Below are 21,033 nucleotides of genomic sequence, written 5' to 3'. Positions count from 1 at the left end.
GTCATGCTCACCGCTCAGCGACCTGAGGCACCACCCCTGTCGTCAGTCGAGGTGCCCCGACCTCCACAAGCTGGCCGCGTGCTCGAGCTCCTCCGCGGTGCGTACCAGCCCGGACGCTCCGTGGGTCATGGTCCGGGCCAGCTCGGTGTCGTGCTCCTCGACGTGGTCGGCGTCGAAGGCAGCACCGGTCGCCAGCACCCTGCAGAAGGCTGCCGCCCGCTCCAGGGCGACGGCCAGGTCGCCGACGAACACGCCGGACAGCACGGCGTCGACGAGCCGCGACACGTCCTGCGGCCCCGGCGGGCTGACGACCCCGGCGACGACGTCGTGCACCTCGGCATGCCTCACGCCCATGCGGTACCGCTCCGCGACCGTCCGCGGGTCCCGCAGCACCCAGCTCCGCAGGACGTACAACCGCCACAGGGCGCCCGGCAGCGTGTTCGGCGCGCTGTCCGACCACATGGCGGCGACCGTGTCCAGGCCCTCGGTCTCCACGAGCCGGACGAGCCGGTCGACGAGATCGGGGTCCTCCGCCGCGCGCCCCTGCTGCACGATGACGTTCGCCGTCGTGTGCGCGACCTCCTGGCGCAGCGCCGGGTCCACGTCGCCGGGGATCTCGTCCGCCTGCCGGGGGTCGAGCATCGCCGGACGTCGCGGCCTGCGGGGACCGTCGGACATCAGCGCCGCACCACCATCAGGACGTGCCGGCCTCGGGCTCGAAGGTGAGCGAGACCGAGTTCATGCAGTACCGGTCGCCGGTCGGCGTCTGCGGGGCGTCGTCGAACACGTGCCCCAGGTGAGACCCGCACCGGGCGCACCGCACCTCGGTCCGCACCATGCCCAGGCTCCGGTCCTCGATGAGCTCGACGGCGTCACCCTCCCCCGGCTGGTAGAAGCTCGGCCACCCGCAGTGCGAGTCGAACTTCGTCTCCGCCGTGAAGAGCGTCTGCCCGCACGCGCGGCACGAGTACGTCCCCTGACGCTTCTCCTCGAGCAGCTCGCCGGTCCACGGCCGCTCCGTGCCCGCCAGCCGGAGCACCTGGTACTCCTCCGGGGACAGCTCGCGCCGCCACTCCTCGTCGCGCTTGGTCACCTCGTACGCCACGTCGACCTCCTGTCGTCACGACGACGGTACGTCGTGGTCGGCCGCCGGCGCAGCGGCTGGCCCCGACGGCACCCTCAGGAAGGACGGACGGGACCCCCGCTGTCCCTACGCCCGGCGCACCCCGCCCCCCAGCGGCGCGCTCGTCGAGAAGTCGTCCCATGCCACCCATCCACTCCGGCCGGGGCTCCGAACCACCCCCGAACCATCCGCTAGACCGAGGAGCTCTCATGCGTACCACTCGCACGACCCGGACCCGTTCGGCCGCCGCGGCCGCCGCCGTCACCGCCGCTCTCGCGCTCACCTCGTGCTCCGCGAGCACCACCGAGGAGGCGCCCGCCGCCGCCGAGGGGGCCATGGAGGAGCAGGAGACGCCGACCGCCGAGGAGACGGAAGAGATGCTCTCCTCCCTCATGCCGATGGGTACGGGCGACCCGTTCGTCGACGCGCGCACCGCCGCGGCGCACATGCCGGACACGGCCCTGACCCTCGCGACCGGCCTCGCCGCCGCCACGGGTGCCGCCGGTGAGGTCGACTCACCGGCCGCCGACCTGCGCGCCGGCCTCACCGCACTCCTGCAGGAGCACGTCTACCTTGCCGGCATCGCCGTCGCGACGGCCTACACGACCGGCCCGGACTCGGGCGAGTTCGAGGCGGCTGCGGCTGCGCTCGACACCAACTCGGTGGACCTCTCCGAGGCGATCGGCTCCCTGGCGGGCGAGGAGAACGCAGCGACGTTCCTCGAGGTGTGGCGCGCCCACATCGGCGACTTCGTCGACTACGCCGTGGCCCGTGCCGGTGACGACCAGGCCGGCGTCGACCAGGCGCTGTCCGACCTCGAGGCCTACACGCAGACCGCAGGCGGGTTCTTCGAGCAGATCAGCAACGGCGCGCTCCCGGCCGACGCCATCGCCGGCTCGCTCTCCATGCACGTCACGACCCTGACCGAGGCCATCGACGCGCTCGCCGCCGGCGACCCGTCCGCGTACGCCGAGCTCCAGGAGGCGGCCGCCCACGTGAGCGAGTCCGCCACGACGATCGCGGGCGGCTTCGACACGGCCCTCGAGCTCGAGGGCGACCCGGCCGACGCCGCGTCGACCCTCCGCACGACCCTGACGAACCTCCTCCAGGAGCACGTCTACCTCGCGAGCATCGCCGTCTTCACCGCCTACACGGCCGAGGGCGGCCCCGAGTCCGAGGCGTTCACCGCCGCGGCCGGAGTGCTGGACGAGAACAGCGTGGCCCTGTCCGAGGCCGTCACCTCGCTCGCGGGCGAGGAGAAGGGCGCGGAGTTCCTCGAGCTGTGGCGGGCCCACATCTCCGACTTCGTCGACTACGCGGTCGCCGCGGCCGGCGATGACGAGCAGGGCAAGCAGGAGGCCCTGAGCAACCTCGACGCGTACCGGGCATCCGCCGGCGCGTTCTTCGAGGAGGTCAGCGGTGGTGAGCTGCCGGCCGACGCCGTCGCCGACGGTCTCGCGATGCACGTCGAGACGCTCGGCGGGGCGATCGACTCCCTCGACGCCGCGCTCGTCGAGAGCGCGACGGAGTAGGACGCCGCGGCGCCCGTCCGCGGGCGCCGAAGCGAGCGGACGCGGGGCCGCTGCCCGACCTGGTCGGGCACGGCTCCGCTGTCCCGGTCCTCGTCCGGTGGGACGTGCTGGGGCGAGGGTCAGCACGGCCCGTCCGGCGACGGAGGGTCGTCGGACGGGTCGGCGCTGGTCCCACCGGCCGCCCGGGACGCGCACGGGAAGGACGGCGGCCCGGGACGGTGGAGGGACAACCGATGACCGTGGTGCAGACTGAGCGGGTGACCTGGGCCACCCGCGACGACGACGCCGCGCCGCCCGCCGGGGGGGACGCCCGACGCGCGGACACCCAGGAGGGCCGGTCACCGCAGCCGGCTCGCGATGCGAACGCCCTCCTCACCTCCGCGGCGGCGGGTGACCAGCACGCCTTCGCCGCCCTGTACGACCTGCTCTCCCCCGCCGTCCACGGCACCGCACGAGCGGTGCTGCGGGACCCGCACCTCGCGGCGGAGGTCATGCAGGAGGTCATGCTCGAGGTCTGGCGGACGGCGCCACGGTTCGACCCCGGCCGCGGCTCCGCCCGCACGTTCGTCCTGACGCTCGCCCACCGCCGCGCGGTCGACAGGGTCCGCGCCGTCCAGGCGCAGCGCGACCGCGACCAGCGTGTCGCGGACGCCGACAACCACATCCCGTTCGACTCAGTCGCAGAGGAGGTCGAGGACACCATGGAACGCACCCGCGTGCGGGGCTGCCTCGGCAGCCTCACCGAGACGCAGCGCGACGCCGTCGTGCTCGCCTACTACGGCGGGCGCACCTACCGCGAGGTCGCCGAGGAGCTCGGCGCCGCCCTCCCCACCGTCAAGACCCGCATCCGTGACGGTCTCATCCGTCTCCGCGACTGCCTGGGGGTGGCGTCATGACCGACGACGACGTGCGCTCCCTCCTCGCCGCCTACGCGCTCGACGCCGTCGACGACGACGAGCGGCGCGCTGTCGAGGACCTCGTCGCCCGTGACGCCGACGCCGCAGCGGAGCTCGACGAGCTGCGCGCTGTCGCCGCGGCGATCGCCGATGCCGACGCGGTCGCCCCGCCCCCTGCCCTCCGTGCGACGGTCCTGGACCAGATCGCGCGCATCCCGCAGCTCACGGCGCCGTCGGGGAGCCTGCTCGAGGGCGGTCCCCGGTCGGCACCCTCAGCACCGACGTCGGCTGGACCGCACGCAGCGGGTCCGCGGCCTGACCGTTCCGGGTTCACGGCCCCTCCGCAGCGCATCGCGGATGCGGGTCGGGGCGATCCTCGCGCTGAGGACGCGGCACGGGGGGCCACTGGTCGTGGAGATGGCGGCGACAGCAACGTCGTCCCGCTGCGACGCCGACCGCCGCGGGTCGTCGGCTGGGGGCTCGCCGCTGCCGCAGCGGCCGTCGTCGCGGTGACCGTGCCCGGCGTCGTCGCCTGGCAGCAGCACGACCGTGCGGTCCGTGCCGAGGCGCGGGCCGACCTCCTCACCGACCTCCTGGCCGAACCCGGCGCGAGGGTGCTCAGCGGCTCCGTCACCGGAGGTGGGGACGCCGTCGCGATCCTGACCGAGGCGCGTGGCGCCGTCGTCGTCGAGGACCTGCCCGACCTCGCGGACGACCGCGTCTACCAGGTCTGGGCCATGCGCGACGGCACCCCCGTGCCTGCGGGCTTCCTCGACACGGACGGCGCGAGCGCCAGCGAGGTGCTGGAGGACTACCGGGCCGGCGACGGCGTCGCGCTGTCCGTCGAGCCGGCGGGCGGGAGCGAGCAGCCGACGACGACGCCGCTGGTCGTCCTCATCCCCGGCTGACGCAGCCGCCGCGCTCGCGCCTCAGCTGCGGGTCTCGTCGGCCGCCGCGTCGTCCGCCCGGTCCTCCTCGCGGAGCCGGGGGTTGCTCCCGCGACCGGGGTGGACGCCGTGCTTGTCGGCGTAGAAGGCGCGGATGACGTCCATGTCCGCCCTGACGTCGCCGGTGAGATGCATGGTGGGGCCGAGTCCGGCGGTGCGGGTCGGTCCGTCGACGAAGCCGAGCGTGATCGGCAGCCCCGTGGACTGGGCGAGGCGGTAGAACCCGGACTTCCAGTGGTCCGTCTTCGCGCGCGTGCCGTCGACGGCGATGACGAGGACGAAGTCGTCGGCGGACCGCGCCTGCTCCACGAGTCGGTCGACGAGTCCGCCGCGGGTCCCGCGGTCGGTCGGGATGCCACCCAGCGCGCGCAGGACCGCGCTCATGGGCCACCAGAAGAGCTCGCGCTTGATGAGGATGCGCGGGCTCACGTGATCCGCCCAGAGCACCAGGAGCGTGAGCACCCAGTCCCAGTTGGACGTGTGCGGCGCACCGATGAAGATGCCCGTCCGGGGCGCGGACCCGACCTTCGTCCAGCGCGCCCAGCGGAGCAGCGTCCGGGCGATCGCGGCGCGGACGGGGATGCGGCGGGCAGGTGGGGAGTCGGGGCTCGGCGTCGAGGTCACGCGCCATTGTCCACCGATCAGCGAGCGAGCATGCGGTGAGCGGGTCGCACGGTGGGGGGCATGCGGTGGGAGGCATGCGGTGAGCGGGCGGCCTCCGACCCGCGGCGGCGACGGGCGGGACCTCCGGCCCTTCCCGCCGGTCCGCGGCCGGAGCAGCCTGGCCGCATGACTGCGCTGGTCGTCTACGAGTCCATGTTCGGCAGCACGCGAGCGGTCGCCGAGGCGGTCGGCGCGGGCCTGGTCGACGCCGACGTCCCCACGCGGGTCGTCGAGGTGGGTGACCTCGCCGCGGAGCAGGCGGGCGGCGGCCTGCCCGAGGACGTGACGCTGCTCGTCGTCGGCGGACCGACGCACGCCTTCTCGATGAGCCGCGACACCACCCGCGCGGACGCCGCGAAGGAGGCGCCGGGCGGCCACGTCATCTCCGACCGCACCGGGGTGCGGGAGTGGATCGACCACCTCCGCATCCCTGGCCGGCTGCCCGTGGCGACCTTCGACACCAAGGTCGCCAAGCCTGCGCTGCCCGGATCGGCGGCACGCGCGGCAGCCAAGCGGCTGCGGGCGATCGGGGCGCACGAGGTCCTTCCGCCGCACTCGTTCAAGGTCCACGGCAAGGCGGACGGGCTGCTCGACGGCGAGCTCGACGCAGCGCGGGCGTGGGGCCGAGACCTCGGGGCGCTCAGCCGCTGAGGCGCGACGGCGTCCCTCACCCAGCGGCGAGTGCGTCCACCAGGCGGGTCACGCTCGACGTGAGGCCCCACCGCTGCGCCAGGGCCACGAGCCGCTCGTGGTCGGCAGGCGTCCGTGGGACGGCGTCGTCCGCGTCGGCGACGGGGGCGTCCCGGGCGACGCGGACGACGGCCGGCGCGACCGCGAGGTACTCCAGGCCCTCGGTGAGGCGACGTCGCTGCGCCGTCGTCAGTCCGGGGTCACCGTGCTCGAGCGCTCGGAGGACGCCGTCCAGCGTGCCGTAGCGGTGCAGGAGCGCGGCCGCCGTCTTCTCGCCGATCCCGGCCACCCCTGGCAGGCCGTCGCTGCTGTCCCCCCGCAGGGTCGCGAGGTCCGCGTACGCCGCGCCGTCGCGCACGCCGTACTTCTCGGCGAGCCGGGGCTGGTCGACGACGTCGAGGTCGCCGATCCCGCGGGCGGTGTAGAGGATGCGGACGGGCGCGGCGTCGTCGACGAGCTGGAAGAGGTCGCGGTCACCCGTGACGACCTCGACGGCCCGTCGCTCGGCGTCCGGTCGTGCCGTCTCCCGTGCCGTGAGGGTGCCGATGACGTCGTCCGCCTCGAACCCCGGCGCCCCCACCCGGGCGATGCCGAACGCCTCGAGCACCTCGACGATGACGGGGATCTGCGCCGTGAGCGCGTCGGGCACCTCCTCGGCGCCGTCGGCGGCGAGGCGGTGCTCCTTGTAGGTCGGGATCGCCCGCACCCGGAACTCCGGTCGCCAGTCGTCGTCCCAGCACGCGACCAGTCCCGCCGGACGTCGTGCGGTGACCAGGCGCGCCACCATGTCGAGAAGACCGCGGACGGCGTTCACCGGCGTGCCGTCAGGCGCCTTCACCGAGTCCGGGACGCCGAAGAACGCGCGGAAGTACAGCGACGCCGTGTCGAGCAGGAGCAGCGGGCGCGGCGAAGGGGCGTGCGACGACGGCACCGGCGTGGTCATGGGGGAAACGTACGGGAGGCCGCCGACACGGTCGACGGGCGGGGCCGGCGCCGGCCGACACGACTGCGGGCGAGGCCCGGGCCCGCCGGCGCGCGTGCGGACGACGTGACGAGCAGAGCAGGCCTGCACCGCCTTCGACGGGCGGGAGACGCGCCTGCGCAGGAGACTCGATGAGGTCCCGCCCGCCCGCTCCTCACGCACGAGCACGCGCGCGCAGGCAAGGAGCACGCAACGAGCACGGAGGCACCATGACCACCGCCCCGCAGACCCCCTCCGACGACGCGTTCGAGGCGGCCCGCGGCCGCTACCGCGCCGGCGAGCCGGCCCTCGTGGGGCTCGCCCTGCGCCTGGAGGAGGACGGCAGGCTCGACGCGGCGGTCGACGCCCTGCAGCCGGCTGCGGACGCCCTCGTCGCCGACCCCGCGCGCCGGGACGTCCTGCTCGGCAAGGTCATGGGCCACTCGCTGCACCCCGTCTTCACCGACGTGCCGATCGGTGCGTGGGTCTCCGCGCTCGCGCTGGACATGGTCGGCGGCCGGCAGTCGCGGCCCGCGGCCCGCCGCCTCATCGGCATCGGGATCCTCGCGGCCGTACCGACGGCGGTCGCCGGGCTCGCGGACTGGCAGCACGTCGGCCGCCGCGACCAGCGCGTCGGCGTCGTGCACGCCGCCGGGAACAGCCTGGGGCTGCTCCTCTTCGGCGCGTCGTGGCTGGCGCGCGGGCGCGGGCACCAGGCCCGCGGCGTCGCCCTGGGGCTGCTCGGCGGCGCGGCCGCGGGGTTCAGCGGCTTCCTCGGTGCGCACCTGTCACTGGCGCGCAACGTCGCCGCGCGCGACGAGGCGTTCGCCGACTCCCTGCCGGTCAGCGGCGCGGACCGCACCGGCGACGAGCTGACCGGCTGACCCACCCGCCCGATCGCACGGGCGACGACTCAGCCGTGCACGCGTGCCGGTGTGCCCGTGCGCGCCTCGATCTCGTCCTCGGCGATGTCCGTGAGCCGGTCGGCCAGGTGCCGCAGCGCCCGCGCGACGGCGACCTCCTCGCCGATCACCGCCACGGGCTGGTCACCCGGGTCCCGACGCGAGCGCCCGACGGCGTCCACGTGCTCGGCGTCGGACACGAGGGTCGCCTGTGCGAGGGTCTCGCGGCCCTCGTGCGTCACGGTGACCTGGACCCGCCACGTCGTCGCGACGTCGGGCCTGACCGACGGAGCCGCACCCTCGCCCTCGCCGTGGTGCTCGACGTGCACGTCGGGCCCGGGGAAGACGAGCGACTGCTCGCCCGTGTCGGACCACCGGACCACGTACGGCGGTGACCCGTCGGCGTGCCGCAGCTCGACCACCCTGCCGTCACGGACCGTGCCGTCCACGACGCTCGATGCCTGGACCAGCCGGTCACCCACTGACGCCTTCATCGCCGTCCTCCTCCGCCTCGGTCGTTCCGGTGGGACCTCCTCCATCGTGCTCCTGCATCCGCCTGCGCGGGAGGGGTCCGTGGTCCCGTAACCGCCGAACGGGACGGGTGACCCCTGCCTCGCCGCGCGCCATGGGACGACCTGCGCCACCATGGACGTCAGCGACAGTGACGCCGGGCGTCGCAGTCGTCCGCACGGTCGCCCGACCGGCTACCGACCAGGGGACACCATGACGTTCGAACGAGGGGACCTCGCCGCTGTGCGGCGCACGGTGCGCCGGTGCGCGGTGAGCGCCGGCCTCGACGCCGGCCGCACCGACGACCTGGTGCTGGCAGCCAGCGAGCTCGCGGCGAACTCGGTCGACCACGGTGGTGGCCGGGGCTCCCTGCGCACGTGGCACGACGAGGGGTCGGTCGTCGTCGAGGTCTCCGACAGCGGGCACATCGCGGACCACGAGGTGGGCAGCCGCCCGCCCACCGCCGACTCCGAGCGGGGCCGCGGGCTGTGGATGGCCCGGCGGCTCGCGGACCGGTTCGTCCTGCACACCGGCCGGCACGGGACCACGGCGCGCCTCGTCGCCCTGGTCTGAGGGGTCGTGAAGCACACCTCCGACGGGCGCATCTCGGTCGTCGTCATCACGCACGACCGCCGGTCGGAGGTCCTCGAGGCTCTCGCGCGGCTGAGGGACCTCCCGGAGCGGCCGCACGTCGTCGTCGTCGACAACGGTTCGAGCGACGGCACCGCGGACGCCATCCGGGCCGCGCACCCGTGGGCCGAGCTCGTCGCGAGCCGCGAGAACCTCGGCGCGGTCGGTCGGAACGTCGCCGTCGCGCGGCTGAGCACGCCGTACGTCGCCTTCTGCGACGACGACACCTGGTGGGAGCCCGGCTCCCTGCGCCACGCGGCCGACGTGCTCGACGCCCACCCCGACGTCGCCGTGCTCACCGCCCGGATCCTCGTCGAGCCGGGCGCGCGCGAGGACCCGATCGTGGCCGAGCTGCGGGACTCGCCCGTGCAAGGACGGGCCGGACTGCCCGGGCCGGCGCTGGGCTCCTTCCTCGCCGGGGCCTCCGTCGTGCGACGCACCGCGTTCGAGCAGGTCGGCGGCTTCCACCCCCGCCTGTGGCTGGGCGGCGAGGAGGAGCTGCTCGCCGCCGACCTCGCGACCGCCGGCTGGGAGCTCTGCTACCTGGCGGACCTCTCCGTGCACCACCAGCCGTCGCAGGCCCGCGACCCGCACCGCCGGCGGCGGGACGGCATCCGCAACACCCTGTGGTTCACATGGCTCCGGCGTCCGCTGCCGGCAGCCGTGCAGCGCACGGTGGACGTCCTGCGCACGCTCCCGCGGGACCGGGTCTCCCTCGCAGGCGTGCTCGCCGCGGTGCGCGGCGCACCGTGGGTCCTGAGGGAGCGGCGGCCCCTCCCCGACCGCGTGGAGCAGCGTTTCCGGGCCCTCGCCGAGGTGCAGACCACGAGCGAGGCGCGCCAGTACGTGAGCTGACGCGCCCCGCAGTGCGCGGGGGTGCCCCGCACCGTGCCGGAACGGGGCACGGTCGGTCAGGCGACCGCGGCAGCCTCGTCGGCCTCGGTCACGAGGCGCTGCGGGACGGCGACGGCGACCCGCGCCACGGCCGCCAGGGAGATCGCCGCGGCGCCCAGGAGCACGACCGGCAGGCCGAGCGTCTCGCCGACGACCCCGCCCAGCAAGGCGCCCAGGGGGATCGAGCCGTACCCGAGGAGGGTTCCCGCACCCCCGACGCGGCCGAGCAGGTGCCGCGGGATCATCCGCTGCCGCATCGACCGCGTGACCACGTTGCCGACCATGTTGGTGAAGCCGATGAGCACGGCGGTCGCCACGAGGACCGCGACGTGCGGGACCAGGACGGGGACCACGAGGAGCGCCGCCTGGGCGGTCCAGCAGACCCGGACCACCGGCATCTCCGCGAGGCGCCGGCCCAGGCGCCCGCTGAGGACGGCGCCCGCGACGGCGCCGACCGCGAGCGCGGCGGTGAGCAGCCCGTACATCGCCGCCGGGAGCCCGACCGCCGAGCCCGGCCCGACGACCCAGAGCGGGAAGACGGCGAAGTAGCCGGCGCTCGCGAAGTTCAGGACGGTCGCACCGAGCAGGAGCGGGCGCACGACACGGTGACCGAGCAGGAACCGCAGGCCCTCGCCGATCTCCGCACGCGCCGAGGGTCGTGCGGGAGGCACGTCGTCGCCGGCGGCGGGCCGGACCGGGTGGTCCACCCGTCCGTGCAGCCCGCGGAGGACGAGCAGCAGGGTCGCCGCGCACAGCGCGGCGGGGACCCCGAACAGCCAGCCGGCGCCGAGGGCCACGAGGAGCCCCGCGGCCGGCCCGCCGAGGAAGGCGTTCGCGACCTGCTGGACCCCCATGAGGCGGGAGTTCGCCGCGTTGAGCCGGTCGGCGGCGACCACGGACGGGATCATGGCGGTGGCGGACGAGTCGGCGACGACCTCGGCGACGCCGAAGGCCAGGACCAGCGCGACGAGCAGCGGCAGGCTCAGCGCCCCCGTCGCGGCGCCGACCGTCGCGGTGAGGAGCACGAGGACGCGGGCCGAGGTCGCGAGGGCGAGCAGCCGGCTGCGGTCGTGGCGGTCCACGAGGACGCCGACGTGGAGGCTCAGCAGCAGCCACGGGAGGCCCGCGGCCGCCGCGACGAGCGAGAGGTCCAGCGGTGAGCTGGTCAGGGTGAGGGCCAAGAGGGGGATGCCGACCTGGAGGATGCCGTCGGAGAGGTTGGACAGGCCGGTAGCGCCGAGGAGGTGCGCGAAGCGCGGGCCGAGGCCCGCGCCGGTCATGGCCGTGCCGGTCGCGCCGGGGATCTGCGTCGTCGTCATGGTGCGCTCCGCTACGCTCGGACCAAGAACTGTTTGCAAAGACAACTCTGCAAAGGTATCTCTGCATGGGCACGGATGACAAGAGCCGCGACGCGCCGTCCGACGCCGCCGCGCGCACGGGGATCGGTCCGGCGGCGCTCAAGGCGTACGCGCACCCGTTGCGCGTGCAGATCATCAGGCACCTCAACGACCACGGCCCGGCGACGGCGACCACGCTCGCCGCCGCGCTGGGCGAGAGCACGGGCCAGACGAGCTACCACCTGCGTCAGCTCGCCCGGCACGGTCTCGCGGAGGAGGACACGGCCCGCGGCACGGGGCGGGAGCGGTGGTGGCGGTCCCGCTCGATCGAGGTCGGCCCGGAGATGCTGGACGACCCCGCGACCGAGCCCGCCATGCGCTTCCTCCTCGACCGGATGGTCGAGGACCGGGCCGCGACCCTGCGCCGCCTCGTCACGCGCGCGGACCTCCCCGAGGAGTGGCGGGCCATCATGTCGGCCGAGAGCACCCTGCGCATCGACGGCGCCGAGATGGCAGAGCTCAACGCCGCGCTCCAGGCGACGCTCGACCCCTACGTCCAACGGAGCCGGGCACGCCGCGACGACCCGGCCTGGCGCGAGAGGCCGTCCGTACGCGTCTACATCGACAGCTTCCCGCTGCTCGACGACTGACGGCCGCTCAGCCCCGTCCCGCCACGCGGCCGACCGGCGCGTCGCTGCGTCAGGCGGCGGGTCGCGACTCGATGACGCCCAGCTCCTCGGCGAGGAACAGGAACGCCCGCGCGTAGGGGTTGTCCCCGACGGCGCGCTCCACCTCGCGCCAGTCGATCTGCTCGCGCAGCGCACGGGCGTTCGGCAGGAGCCGCGCGAAGTCGCAGTAGTGCTCGCCGAGGACGCGGAGCTGGCCGGCGATGACGTCCGTCGCGCTCAGCACCGGCATGCGGACCGCCAGCACCTCGATGGTGTCCGCGCGCTCGAAGATGGCCGGGTCGACCGGCTCCCCGCACATCCGGAACAGCACGTCGATGAGCGCCTCGTGGTGGTACGCCTTGAAGAGCCAGTTCTCCGGGGGGTCGCGCACGTCGAGGCCGGCCCCGGCGATGGCCTCCCGTGCCGCGTCGGCGTCCTTCTCCAGGATCACGAAGTCCGCGTCGTGCTGGGGCTCCGGCGCACCGCGCGCCCACGCCGCGTAGCCGCCGCAGAGGGCGTACGGGATCCCGGCGTCGCCGAGCGCGACAGCGGCCATGCGGAGTCCGTCGTGGAGCTCCTGGCGACCCTGGTGGAAGACGGACATCGTCGACATCCCCTCGGTCTACACGACGACGTGCGGGTCCGCAGGTCGAGCGGGAGACTCGACGCGATGCGCCTCGCGACCTTCAACATCCTCCACGGGCGGTCGCCCGGCGACGGCGTCGTCGACCTCGACCGGTACGCCGCCGCCGTCCGTCGCCTCGACGCCGACGTGCTCGCGCTGCAGGAGGTCGACGACGACCAGGCCCGCTCGCACCACGCCGACCTCACCGCCGTCGCGGCCGCGGCCATGGGCGCCGTCGACCACCGGTTCGCGGCCACCCTCGTCGGCACCCCGGATGTGTGGACGGCGGCGACGGGCGAGGAGGAGCCGGACACCGGGCGCTACGGCATCGCGCTCCTGAGCCGGTTCCCCGTCCTGGCGTGGCGGGCGGTGCGCCTGCCGCAGCTCGACCGGCCCGTCCCCGTGCGGTTCCCTGGGCACACCAACCCGGTCATGGTCACGGACGAGCCACGCGTCGCCCTCGTCGCCGACGTCGAGTCACCGGGCGGCGTCCTCACCGTGGTCGGCACGCACCTGACCTTCATCCCGTCGTGGAACGACCGGCAGCTCGTGCGGCTGGCGCGCGACGTCGTCGTCGGCCTGCCGGCGGACCAGGGTGCACCGCGCCCCGCCGTCCTCATGGGCGACCTCAACATGCACCCGCCGCACCCCGAGCGCCTGACGCGGTGGACGTCGCTCGCCTCCGGCCGGACGTTCCCCGCCGAGGCCCCGACGGAGCAGCTCGACCACGTCATCGGCCGCGGGCCGGTCCGCGCGACCGGGCCGGCGCGCAGCCTGGACCTGGGCCTGTCCGACCACCGCGCGCTCGTCGTCGACGTCGCCGTCGGCTGACGGCACGTGCCTGCGGGCGGTTCGCCCGTCAGGCCGCCGCGCTCCCGTGGCTCGCGACGATCTGCCGCACCCGTCCACCGCTGAGCGTCTCCTCGACGAGCAGCGCCTCGGCGAGCGCGTCGAGGGTCGCGGCGTGCCGGGCGACCAGCAGCGTCGCCTCCTCGTGCGCCGCGCGCAGCAGGCGGTCCACCTCGCTGTGCGCGCGGGCCGCGACCGCGCCACCGACCCGCAGCGTCTCGTCGTCGAGCTGCGCGTAGCCGAACCCGGTCATGCCGTACTTGGTCACCATGGACGTGGCCAGGCTCGTCGCGTGCTGCAGGTCGCCCATGGCGCCCTGCGTGTACTCGCCGTCCATGAGCCGCTCCTCCGCCGCCCGTCCGGCCATCGCCACGACCAGCTGCGCGAGGGCCTTGCGGCGGGGCAGGAAGACGTCGTCGTTGCCGCTCATCCAGGTGACGCCACCGGCGGGGCCGCGCGGCACGATCGTCACGGAGACGGGGTCGTCGGCGTCGGGCAGGAGGGCCGCGGCCAGCGTGTGACCGGCCTCGTGCCAGGCCGTCACGCGGCGGTCGAAGTCGGTCACGAGGGCGGACGTCCGGGCGCGCCCCATGGCGACCGTCGCGACGGCCGCCTGGAAGCAGTCCTCACCGACGACGGCGACGCCGCGGCGCGCGGCCTCCATGCAGGCCTCGTTGACGACCTGCGCCAGGTCGGCGCCGGACATGCCCGGAGTCTGCCGGGCGAGGCCGACGAGGTCGACGTCGGGCGAGACGGGACGGTGCCGCGTGTGCACCTCGAGGATGAGGGTGCGGCCGCGACGGTCGGGGTTGGGCACCTGGACCTGCCGGTCCAGGCGGCCCGGGCGCGTGAGCGCGTCGTCGAGGACGTCGGGTCGGTTCGTCGCAGCGAGCACGACGACGCCCGAGCCGGCGAAGCCGTCCATCTCGTTGAGCAGCGAGATGAGGGTGTTCTCGCGCTCGCCGTCCGAGGCGTTGGACCCGGCGCCACCGCGCGCCCGGCCGACCGCGTCGATCTCGTCGATGAAGACGATCGCGCGCTCCACCTTCCGCGCCTCGGCGAAGAGGTCCCGCACCCGTCGCGCCCCCACGCCCACGAAGGTCTCGACGAAGTCGGAGCCAGCGAGCGCGAAGAACGGCACCTCGGCCTCGCCGGCGACGGCCCGGGCGAGGAGCGTCTTGCCGGTCCCGGGAGGGCCGACGAGCAGCGCACCGCGCGGGCGTCGCGCACCCACCGCCTCGAACCGCTCCGGCTCGCGCAGGAACTGCACCATCTCGCGCAGCTGGTCGACGGCCTCGTCCGCTCCGGCGACGTCCGAGAACGTCACGTCGGGGACCTCACCGGTCTCCAGGGCCTTCTTCCGCGTGCCCCCGACCATGCCGCCGGGGCCGGCCTTGCGCAGCACCCACACGACGACGGCGAGCAGCACCAGCAGCGGGATGAGCGTGCGGGTGATCTCGCCGGCGAACCCTGGGGCGCCCGACTGCGTCTCCAGCGGGACGTCGGCCGCGACGAGGGCGTCGGTGAGCTCGTCCGCGTAGGCGGCGGGGTAGCGGGTCTGCACCTGCTCCCCGTCCGCGAGCTCGAGCGTGACGGTCGCCGCACGGTCCCGCACGGTGGCGCCGACGACGTCGCCCGCGGCGATCGCCCCGAGGGCCTCCGTGAGGTCGACGACGGCGACCGGCTCCCGGTCGATGAGGACGCCCGTCGTCACGGCACCGGCCACGCCGACGGCGGTCACGAGGGCGGCGACGACCAGCTGTCGACGCGTGGGACGGGGACCGAAGCGCCGGGACCGCGTCGCCGCGCCGGGGGTCCCGGCCGCCGGGCGGCCGGACTCGTCACGGGGTGCCGGCGGGTGCGGGGAGTCCCCGGAGCCGTGCGTGCCGGACGGCGCCGGGGGCAACGGCGGCGCCGACGTCACCTCCGACCGCAGGGACGGGGTCGCGGACGGCGCCGAGGCGTTCGCGGGCACGGCGGAGGGCACGGCGGGGGGCACGGCGGCGTGCCCCGGGAGCTCGTGAGGCGTCACACCCGCAGTATCGGCGCGTCCGCGGCGGCTCCTGAGTGCTCGGACCGTGAGCATCTTCTGGGTGCTGTGAGGATCTCGTGAAGACGCCCCCCGGATGCCGGGGCGCCGCGCAGGCCCGCCCGGACGACCGGACGGGGTGTCGCACATCACAGGCGGGACCTTGGTCCTGCACGTGCATCGCGCCGCGTCGAGGACGCACACTCAGCACGTCACCAGTCATCCCACGGATGAGGAGGTCCGGGACATGTCGAAGGACAGCACCCAGCGCACCGACGAGGACGAGGTCGTCCCGACGTCGGTGAGCAACCCACGCCGCGTGCGGCTCTGACCCGGCCGTCGCGCCCAGCAGTGCCCGAGGCCCCCCGTCCGTCGGACGGGGGGCCTCCGCTGTGGGACACGGTCAGCCCGCGCCGTGGAGCTCCACCCGCGGCGCGCGGCCCGTCGTCGTCGGCGTCGGGATGCGGCAGTCGAGGACCGGGTACGACCCGAACTCCGCCCGCAGCGCCGGCGCGTCGGCGAGGGCCTGGCCCGCCTGCGCGAGGACGTACACGCACCGCGCCCGGCGGACGAGGTCGAGGATCCGCTGCTGCACCCACCGGTCCGTCCCGAGCGCCCCGCGGAAGGTGTCGATGACGAGGTGGTCGCACCCCGCGACCAGGTTCAGCTCGTCCCGGTGCGCCCGCGTCGGGACCACGTGGAGGTCGGCAGCCATGGCGGCGGCCGAGTGCGCGAGGACCAGGCTGCGGGAGTCGCCGATCCAGCCGAAGCGGTCCGTGCCGCACCGCTCGGCGTGCAGCACCATGGCGGCGCTGACCGTGGCGGCGGCGAAGGACTCGGGGGCGGCGGCACGGACCACCGCGCGCCGCAGGGGCGGGAGCTGTGCGAGCAGGTCCGGCGTGAGCTGCTGCGTCGACCAGTACCGGCGCAGCCCCGCGACGACCTTCTCCTGGTGCGCACCTGCCATCGTCGGCACCTCCCACGACGGCAGCCCCATCTGCCGTCGAGACGGACGACCTCTGCCGGACGTCCTGCCACCACCGTAGGACTCCCAGCGCGCCCGCGCACGTGACCCGGCCGACGGGCTGACCCACCCGCCGGAGCGGACCGCCGCGGGACGACCGGCACCAGCGCCTCGGGCGGTCCCGGGCGGACGTGGCGCCGAGGTGCGCGTGACCGTTCCTGGGCGTGGCGTCGCCGTCGTGTCGGAGGTCGCGCCTACCGTCGCAGGCATGGCGACACACATCTGCGTCTGGTTCGAGGACGGTTCGACGCCGGGGCACGGCGAGCTCGTCTGCATGTGCGGCGAACGCGCCGTCGTGGTCTTGGACGACGACGGCGTCGAGGTGCTCGTCGTGGTGGAGGCCTCGCGTGCCTCGGTGCGCGAACGCGGGGAGCTGGCCATCTCCGCCTGACCGCCTCGCCCGCGCTGGGACAACGGGGGCGCTGAGGCGGCGGGGTCAGCCGCCGAGCAGCCCGCCCAGCCCGCCGCCGCGGCTGCCCTGGGTCTCCTGGTGCCCACCGGCGACGACGGACTCGCTCGGCTGGACCAGCACGTAGCCCTGTCCCCCGAAGGCCATCTGGAGCAGCTCGCCCGTCCCGCCGCGGATCATCGACTTGATCCCGCCGGTGTCGACCCGCACGTCCATCGAGACGCCGGACGTCCACAGGACGACCGCCTGGGCGTCGGCGAAGGTCGGCGCACCGCTGACGTCGAGCGCGACCGGCTCGCCCTTCGTCGTCACCGCGACGTACCCGGTCCCCCGCAGGGACACGTTGTACAGGCCGCCCGTCATCATCCCGCCGCGCGCCTGGATCCGGTGGATGTCCCACTCGATCGAGGACGAGAAGGCCAGGACGTTCGCGCCGTTCACCGACACGAGGTCGTTCTCGAGGTACATGACCTGGATGTCGGCTGCCTCGTCGGCGACGAAGAGCTCGCCCTGACCGGTGCACTGCATCATGTCGACGCCCTCGCCGGTCACCGCCGACTTGAGCATGCGGCTCAGGCCGCCGGAGCCCCTGTTCTCGAACTTCACGTCGCCCTGGTAGGCGACCATCGAGCCGGTCTTCGCCCAGACCGGGCCGTAGCCCATCTGGATCTTGAGCAGCTTCTTGTTCTGCAGCGAGAACGGGTCCTGCGAGGCGTTCTCGCGGAAGTCCTGGAAGAGCGAACCGTGGATGGGCATGCCGACCCCCTGGGGCGCGAGCGGAGGCCCCGGACCGGGCCGTTCGGAGTCTACTGAGACCGGGGTCACCTGCGTAGGCTCTCCGGTGGGTGATGTCGGCGGGCACCGGAGCCCGTCCACCTGGCCGTTCGCCCGTCCGGCGCAGGGAGCAGCGAGCCTGCGGCGCGGGTCGGTCGGCACCACCGCAAGGAGCGCGCATGGGCTTCCTCGACAAGGCCAAGGCAGCGGCGAACGAGCTCGCCACGAAGGCCGACACGGCGCTCTCCGGCGCGGGGCTGGGCGGCCCGGGCACCGGGGGCGACGCCGACGCCCACCTGCGGGACCTCGGGGTGCTGACGTACCTGGAGGCGACAAGCCGGCCCGCCGACGACGGCGAGCGGCGGCGCGTGATCGCCGCCCTGGAACGCATGGAGCAGCAGGGCGCGCTCCGCTCGCTGACGCTGCGGACGACGGCCGCGCCCCCTGCGCCCGGCGCCGGCTCCGTCCCGCCCCCGCCGGGCCCGGGGCACACGCCGCCGCAGGGGTCCGGTCCCGTGCCACCGCCCCGGCCTCCCCGCCCGCCGGCCAGAGCCCTCCACCCAGAGCACGCCCACGCCACCGACCGCGCCGCCGCCACGCCGCCGTCGTGGGCGGGTGGGGGTGGTGCCTGACGGCGGCTGGGGCCGACGTCGTGTGCGGTCGCGGCGCGGTCGGGGGGCGCCTAGCGTCGGAGGCGGCACGCCGACCGCCGCCGCACACCGGCAGGACGGCGCACCGGAACCCCGGGCGACCGTCGGGCGTTCCCCGTGCACCGCGACGTGACGATCCCGCCCGGCCCCGACCCGGTCGGTCCGCACGATCCGGTGCGACACCAGGAGGAACCATGAGCTTCATCCGCTCCGCCATCCGCAGCGGCCTCGCCCTCAAGGCGGCCCGTCTCATCCAGCGCGAGATGAGCAAGCCCGAGAACCAGCGCAGGGCCAAGGAGATGCTCGCCAAGGTGGCGCAGCGCCGACGCTCGGCCGTGACCGACCCGCGGCGCGGTCCGCACCAGGGTCCGCGCCGCTGACCGCGCGGTCGACCGCGCGATCGACCGCGCAGTGACGTCCGCCACGGAGGACCGGTCGAGGCCGGTCTCCCGTGGCGGGCACGGGCTCCGTCGGTGACGCTGTCGACCATGGAGCTGCCTGTCGAGCCGTGGCGTCTGCACGACCCCGACGTCGACCCCGCCCTGCTGGACTCCACTGCGGCGCTCTTCACCGTCGCGAACGGCTGGGTCGGGGTCCGCGGCGCGCTCGAGGAGCTCGTGCCGACGGTGCACGCCGGGACGCTCCTCGCCCCGCTCTACGAGGAGGTCCCCCTCTCGTACGCCGAGCGCGCCTACGGGTTCCCGGGGCGCCAGGAGCAGGTGCTCGCCGCCCCGGACGGATGGGCCGTGCGCCTCGAGGTCGACGGGTCCGCCCTGGACGTGACGACGGGGACCACCCACCACCACACCCGGACGCTGGACCTGCGCACCGGTGTCGTCGACCGGGTCGTCCGCTGGAGCGCGCCCGACGGCGCCACCGTCGCGGTGACCACGAGCCGCCTGGCCTCGATGCGGCGGCGCGAGCTCGTCGTCGTCCGGTACACGGTGCGCGCGGAGACCGACGCGCACGTGGCCCTGCGCCTCTTCCCGTGCTGCGACCGCTCGCCGCTGCGCGCGCACGCCGACGACGACCCGCACGTGCGCCCCGCGTACGTCCCGGACGACGGCTCCGGTTCCCGGACGGTGACGTGGTGCGCCCACACCGCCGCCGCCTCGACCGGTCGGGCCTGGACCGTCCAGCACGTGCCCAGCAGCGACGTCCACCTTGCCGTCGCGGCCGACACCGTCGTCCACGGGCCGGCGCACGTCGCCACGGGTGAGCACGCCACGACCGTCGCGGCGGACCTGCGGGCCGGGGACGAGGTCACGCTGGACCTCCTCGTCGCCTTCACCGCCGAGAAGAGGCGTGCGGAGGAGGCGTCCGACGGCGGTGCGGCACTGCTGGCGCAGGCCCACCAGGTCCTCGACGACGCGCGAGCCGCCGGTCGTGACGCCCTCCTCGCCGAGCATCGGGACGCCCTCGCCGAGACGCTCGACTGGGCCGACGTCGAGGTGGACGGCGACCCGCAGCTGCAGCAGGCGGTCCGGTTCGCCGTGCTCCACGTGCTCGGGGCGGCCGCGCTCGCCGAGGGCACGGGCATCCGGGCGAAGGGCCTCACCGGCCTCGGGTACCACGGCCACACGTTCTGGGACGCGGACAGCTACGTCCTGCCCGTGCTCGAGCACCTGCTGCCCCACGCCGCGCGGGCGCACCTGCGGTGGCGCCACGGCACCCTGCCGTGGGCGCGCGACCACGCGCGGGTGCTGGACCAGGCCGGCGCGGCCTTCGCGTGGCGGACCGTGTCGGGGCCGGAGAGCTCCGGCTACTGGCCCGCGAGCGTCGCCGCGCGCCACGTCGACGCCGACGTCGCCGACGCGGCGTGCCGGTACGTCGCCACCACCGGTGACGCGGCGTTCGAGCGCGACGTCGCGGTCGAGCTGGTCGTGGAGACGGCGCGCACCTGGGTGTCCCTCGGCCACCACACGCCCGACGGGGACTTCCACGTCGACGGGGTCACCGGGCCGGACGAGTACACCGGGATCGTCGACGACAACGCGTTCACCAACCGCATGGCGGCGCGGAACCTGCGCGCCGCCGTCGTGCTGGCCGGTCGGCACGCGGACGTCGCCGCACGGCTCGGCGTCACCGACGCCGAGCGCGACGCCTGGCAGCGCGCCGCCGACCGGATGACCGTCCTCGTCGACCCGCGGACCCGCGTCACCGAGCAGTCCGCCGGTTTCCTCTCGCGGCGCGCGTGGGACTTCGCCCGGACGTCGTCGCACGCCTACCCGCTCCAGGACCACCACACGTACGCGGAGATCTACCGCCGGCAGGTGCTCAAGCAGGCGGACGTCGTGGCCGCGCACTGGCTCGCCGGCGAGGCGGTACCCCTCGACCAGCAGCGACGCGACCTCGCGTACTACGAGCCGCTCACCGTCCGGGACAGCTCCCTGTCGTCGACCCCGCACGCCGTCGTGGCGGCGCGTGTGGGGTGGCCGGAGCTCGCGCACGACCACGTGCGGGAGTCCGCGCTGCTGGACCTGCACGACCTCGAGCGGGACGTCGTCGACGGGTTGCACGTCGCCGCCCTCGCGGGGGTGTGGGACGGGCTCGTCATGGGGTTCGGCGGTCTGCGGACCGCCCGGCCGGGCGACGCCGACGGTGCCGATCGTGCGGCGCTGCACCTGGCGCCGCACCTGCCCCCGGGCCTGACGGGGCTGCGCTTCGGGGTGCGCCACCGCGGTGTGCGCCTCCGCGTCGCGATCGAGCCCGAGAAGGCGACGTACCAGCTCCTCGACCCCCTGCCGGACGGCGCGGTGCTCGAGCTCGTGCACCACGGGGACCGCGTCCTGCTCAGCGCCGAGGAGACGACGGCCGTGCGCGGCGTGCCGCCCCGGGGCGACGTCGGCGCTCCGCCGTCGCCCCCGCCGGGCCGCGAGCTGCGGCGGCCGGCACCCCGGTCGGCGTGACGACCCGCGTC

General features: G+C 75.1%; 23 protein-coding genes. 13 read left to right on the top strand and 10 right to left on the bottom strand.

The window, feature by feature from the left end; genetic code table 11:
• Positions 1–42: 42 nt before the first annotated feature.
• Positions 43–642 (bottom strand): hypothetical protein, encoded by a 600-nt coding sequence (locus tag LG379_RS13000; protein WP_225755022.1) that lies wholly within the window; start codon positions 640–642, stop codon positions 43–45.
• Positions 643–694: 52 nt separating this feature from the next.
• On the bottom strand, positions 695–1,105 hold the full coding sequence (msrB, locus tag LG379_RS12995) for a peptide-methionine (R)-S-oxide reductase MsrB (protein WP_225755021.1): 411 nt from the start codon (positions 1,103–1,105) through the stop codon (positions 695–697).
• 227 nt (positions 1,106–1,332) lie between these two features.
• Between msrB and LG379_RS12990 the strand changes: the two genes are divergently transcribed.
• The 3 genes from LG379_RS12990 (at position 1,333) to LG379_RS12980 (ending at position 4,459) form a co-directional block, all read left to right on the top strand.
• Positions 1,333–2,655 carry a hypothetical protein gene (locus LG379_RS12990; RefSeq protein ID WP_225755020.1) on the top strand — a complete coding sequence of 441 codons (1,323 nt, stop codon included), beginning with the start codon at positions 1,333–1,335 and terminating at the stop codon, positions 2,653–2,655.
• Between the two features lie 257 nt (positions 2,656–2,912).
• Positions 2,913–3,551, top strand: coding sequence for an ECF RNA polymerase sigma factor SigK (gene sigK, locus LG379_RS12985; RefSeq protein WP_225755019.1), 639 nt, complete (start codon positions 2,913–2,915; stop codon positions 3,549–3,551).
• Positions 3,548–4,459: an anti-sigma factor gene (locus LG379_RS12980; protein ID WP_225755018.1), complete on the top strand. Its 912-nt coding sequence runs from the start codon at positions 3,548–3,550 to the stop codon at positions 4,457–4,459. The genes sigK and LG379_RS12980 overlap by 4 nt, the downstream gene beginning before the upstream one ends.
• A 21-nt stretch (positions 4,460–4,480) precedes the next feature.
• On the opposite strand, the gene LG379_RS12975 is transcribed toward LG379_RS12980, so the two are convergent.
• Complete coding sequence (locus LG379_RS12975; protein ID WP_225755017.1) at positions 4,481–5,122, bottom strand: 1-acyl-sn-glycerol-3-phosphate acyltransferase; 642 nt, start codon at positions 5,120–5,122, stop codon at positions 4,481–4,483.
• A 165-nt stretch (positions 5,123–5,287) separates the two neighbouring features.
• On the opposite strand from LG379_RS12975, the gene LG379_RS12970 reads away from it, so the two are divergent.
• Positions 5,288–5,812 (top strand): flavodoxin family protein, encoded by a 525-nt coding sequence (locus LG379_RS12970; RefSeq protein WP_225755016.1) that lies wholly within the window; start codon positions 5,288–5,290, stop codon positions 5,810–5,812.
• Between the two features lie 16 nt (positions 5,813–5,828).
• Here LG379_RS12970 and LG379_RS12965 read toward each other — a convergent pair whose 3' ends face one another.
• Entirely contained in the window at positions 5,829–6,794 is a 966-nt protein-coding gene (locus LG379_RS12965) for a 5'-3' exonuclease (protein ID WP_225755015.1), read from the bottom strand.
• 248 nt (positions 6,795–7,042) lie between these two features.
• On the opposite strand from LG379_RS12965, the gene LG379_RS12960 reads away from it, so the two are divergent.
• On the top strand, positions 7,043–7,696 hold the full coding sequence (locus tag LG379_RS12960) for a DUF2231 domain-containing protein (protein WP_225755014.1): 654 nt from the start codon (positions 7,043–7,045) through the stop codon (positions 7,694–7,696).
• 29 nt (positions 7,697–7,725) lie between these two features.
• Here the strand turns inward: LG379_RS12960 and LG379_RS12955 are convergent, their stop codons facing one another.
• Positions 7,726–8,208 (bottom strand): DUF1918 domain-containing protein, encoded by a 483-nt coding sequence (locus tag LG379_RS12955; protein ID WP_225755013.1) that lies wholly within the window; start codon positions 8,206–8,208, stop codon positions 7,726–7,728.
• Between the two features lie 229 nt (positions 8,209–8,437).
• On the opposite strand from LG379_RS12955, the gene LG379_RS12950 reads away from it, so the two are divergent.
• Both LG379_RS12950 and LG379_RS12945 read left to right on the top strand, forming a co-directional pair.
• Entirely contained in the window at positions 8,438–8,797 is a 360-nt protein-coding gene (locus tag LG379_RS12950; protein ID WP_225755012.1) for an ATP-binding protein, read from the top strand.
• A gap of 6 nt (positions 8,798–8,803) precedes the next feature.
• Positions 8,804–9,709 (top strand): glycosyltransferase family 2 protein, encoded by a 906-nt coding sequence (locus LG379_RS12945; RefSeq protein WP_225755011.1) that lies wholly within the window; start codon positions 8,804–8,806, stop codon positions 9,707–9,709.
• A 56-nt stretch (positions 9,710–9,765) separates the two neighbouring features.
• On the opposite strand, the gene LG379_RS12940 is transcribed toward LG379_RS12945, so the two are convergent.
• Positions 9,766–11,067 carry an MFS transporter gene (locus LG379_RS12940; RefSeq protein ID WP_225755010.1) on the bottom strand — a complete coding sequence of 434 codons (1,302 nt, stop codon included), beginning with the start codon at positions 11,065–11,067 and terminating at the stop codon, positions 9,766–9,768.
• A gap of 65 nt (positions 11,068–11,132) precedes the next feature.
• Between LG379_RS12940 and LG379_RS12935 the strand changes: the two genes are divergently transcribed.
• Positions 11,133–11,735 carry a helix-turn-helix domain-containing protein gene (locus LG379_RS12935; RefSeq protein WP_225755009.1) on the top strand — a complete coding sequence of 201 codons (603 nt, stop codon included), beginning with the start codon at positions 11,133–11,135 and terminating at the stop codon, positions 11,733–11,735.
• 49 nt (positions 11,736–11,784) lie between these two features.
• Here LG379_RS12935 and LG379_RS12930 read toward each other — a convergent pair whose 3' ends face one another.
• The gene (locus LG379_RS12930) at positions 11,785–12,366 is read right to left on the bottom strand and encodes a nucleotidyltransferase family protein (protein ID WP_225755008.1); all 582 of its coding nucleotides are present in this window, start codon (positions 12,364–12,366) and stop codon (positions 11,785–11,787) included.
• 57 nt (positions 12,367–12,423) lie between these two features.
• Between LG379_RS12930 and LG379_RS12925 the strand changes: the two genes are divergently transcribed.
• Complete coding sequence (locus LG379_RS12925; RefSeq protein WP_225755007.1) at positions 12,424–13,209, top strand: endonuclease/exonuclease/phosphatase family protein; 786 nt, start codon at positions 12,424–12,426, stop codon at positions 13,207–13,209.
• Between the two features lie 28 nt (positions 13,210–13,237).
• Here LG379_RS12925 and LG379_RS12920 read toward each other — a convergent pair whose 3' ends face one another.
• Positions 13,238–15,259 (bottom strand): ATP-dependent metallopeptidase FtsH/Yme1/Tma family protein, encoded by a 2,022-nt coding sequence (locus LG379_RS12920; protein ID WP_225755006.1) that lies wholly within the window; start codon positions 15,257–15,259, stop codon positions 13,238–13,240.
• Positions 15,260–15,659: 400 nt separating this feature from the next.
• The gene (locus LG379_RS12915) at positions 15,660–16,223 is read right to left on the bottom strand and encodes a hypothetical protein (RefSeq protein WP_225755005.1); all 564 of its coding nucleotides are present in this window, start codon (positions 16,221–16,223) and stop codon (positions 15,660–15,662) included.
• Positions 16,224–16,488: 265 nt separating this feature from the next.
• Between LG379_RS12915 and LG379_RS12910 the strand changes: the two genes are divergently transcribed.
• Positions 16,489–16,671 carry a hypothetical protein gene (locus LG379_RS12910; RefSeq protein WP_225755004.1) on the top strand — a complete coding sequence of 61 codons (183 nt, stop codon included), beginning with the start codon at positions 16,489–16,491 and terminating at the stop codon, positions 16,669–16,671.
• Positions 16,672–16,716: 45 nt separating this feature from the next.
• Here the strand turns inward: LG379_RS12910 and LG379_RS12905 are convergent, their stop codons facing one another.
• Complete coding sequence (locus tag LG379_RS12905) at positions 16,717–17,445, bottom strand: AIM24 family protein (protein WP_225755003.1); 729 nt, start codon at positions 17,443–17,445, stop codon at positions 16,717–16,719.
• Between the two features lie 197 nt (positions 17,446–17,642).
• Here LG379_RS12905 and LG379_RS12900 point away from each other — a divergent pair, with 197 nt between their 5' ends.
• The 3 genes from LG379_RS12900 (at position 17,643) to LG379_RS12890 (ending at position 21,022) form a co-directional block, all read left to right on the top strand.
• Positions 17,643–18,095 carry a hypothetical protein gene (locus LG379_RS12900; RefSeq protein ID WP_225755002.1) on the top strand — a complete coding sequence of 151 codons (453 nt, stop codon included), beginning with the start codon at positions 17,643–17,645 and terminating at the stop codon, positions 18,093–18,095.
• Positions 18,096–18,307: 212 nt separating this feature from the next.
• Complete coding sequence (locus LG379_RS12895) at positions 18,308–18,493, top strand: hypothetical protein (RefSeq protein ID WP_225755001.1); 186 nt, start codon at positions 18,308–18,310, stop codon at positions 18,491–18,493.
• A 108-nt stretch (positions 18,494–18,601) separates the two neighbouring features.
• Positions 18,602–21,022 (top strand): glycoside hydrolase family 65 protein, encoded by a 2,421-nt coding sequence (locus LG379_RS12890; protein ID WP_225755000.1) that lies wholly within the window; start codon positions 18,602–18,604, stop codon positions 21,020–21,022.
• Positions 21,023–21,033 lie beyond the last annotated feature (11 nt).

The sequence above is a fragment of the Actinotalea sp. Marseille-Q4924 genome (assembly GCF_916618755.1).
GTDB lineage: Bacteria > Actinomycetota > Actinomycetes > Actinomycetales > Cellulomonadaceae > Actinotalea.
Note: the sequence above shows the minus strand (reverse complement) of the source record. Positions and strands in the feature narration are given on the sequence as shown.

What these genes read in the sequence shown, in the direction of transcription:
- LG379_RS13000 (WP_225755022.1), bottom strand. Translation starts at nt 642, where the DNA reads ATGCTCGACCCCCGGCAGGCGGACGAGATCCCCGGCGACGTGGACCCG.
- LG379_RS12990 (WP_225755020.1), top strand. Translation starts at nt 1,333, where the DNA reads ATGCGTACCACTCGCACGACCCGGACCCGTTCGGCCGCCGCGGCCGCC.
- LG379_RS12980 (WP_225755018.1), top strand. Translation starts at nt 3,548, where the DNA reads ATGACCGACGACGACGTGCGCTCCCTCCTCGCCGCCTACGCGCTCGAC.
- LG379_RS12970 (WP_225755016.1), top strand. Translation starts at nt 5,288, where the DNA reads ATGACTGCGCTGGTCGTCTACGAGTCCATGTTCGGCAGCACGCGAGCG.
- LG379_RS12965 (WP_225755015.1), bottom strand. Translation starts at nt 6,794, where the DNA reads ATGACCACGCCGGTGCCGTCGTCGCACGCCCCTTCGCCGCGCCCGCTG.
- LG379_RS12960 (WP_225755014.1), top strand. Translation starts at nt 7,043, where the DNA reads ATGACCACCGCCCCGCAGACCCCCTCCGACGACGCGTTCGAGGCGGCC.
- LG379_RS12955 (WP_225755013.1), bottom strand. Translation starts at nt 8,208, where the DNA reads ATGAAGGCGTCAGTGGGTGACCGGCTGGTCCAGGCATCGAGCGTCGTG.
- LG379_RS12950 (WP_225755012.1), top strand. Translation starts at nt 8,438, where the DNA reads ATGACGTTCGAACGAGGGGACCTCGCCGCTGTGCGGCGCACGGTGCGC.
- LG379_RS12940 (WP_225755010.1), bottom strand. Translation starts at nt 11,067, where the DNA reads ATGACGACGACGCAGATCCCCGGCGCGACCGGCACGGCCATGACCGGC.
- LG379_RS12935 (WP_225755009.1), top strand. Translation starts at nt 11,133, where the DNA reads ATGGGCACGGATGACAAGAGCCGCGACGCGCCGTCCGACGCCGCCGCG.
- LG379_RS12930 (WP_225755008.1), bottom strand. Translation starts at nt 12,366, where the DNA reads ATGTCGACGATGTCCGTCTTCCACCAGGGTCGCCAGGAGCTCCACGAC.
- LG379_RS12925 (WP_225755007.1), top strand. Translation starts at nt 12,424, where the DNA reads ATGCGCCTCGCGACCTTCAACATCCTCCACGGGCGGTCGCCCGGCGAC.
- LG379_RS12915 (WP_225755005.1), bottom strand. Translation starts at nt 16,223, where the DNA reads ATGGCAGGTGCGCACCAGGAGAAGGTCGTCGCGGGGCTGCGCCGGTAC.
- LG379_RS12910 (WP_225755004.1), top strand. Translation starts at nt 16,489, where the DNA reads ATGGCGACACACATCTGCGTCTGGTTCGAGGACGGTTCGACGCCGGGG.
- LG379_RS12905 (WP_225755003.1), bottom strand. Translation starts at nt 17,445, where the DNA reads ATGCCCATCCACGGTTCGCTCTTCCAGGACTTCCGCGAGAACGCCTCG.
- LG379_RS12900 (WP_225755002.1), top strand. Translation starts at nt 17,643, where the DNA reads ATGGGCTTCCTCGACAAGGCCAAGGCAGCGGCGAACGAGCTCGCCACG.
- LG379_RS12895 (WP_225755001.1), top strand. Translation starts at nt 18,308, where the DNA reads ATGAGCTTCATCCGCTCCGCCATCCGCAGCGGCCTCGCCCTCAAGGCG.
- LG379_RS12890 (WP_225755000.1), top strand. Translation starts at nt 18,602, where the DNA reads ATGGAGCTGCCTGTCGAGCCGTGGCGTCTGCACGACCCCGACGTCGAC.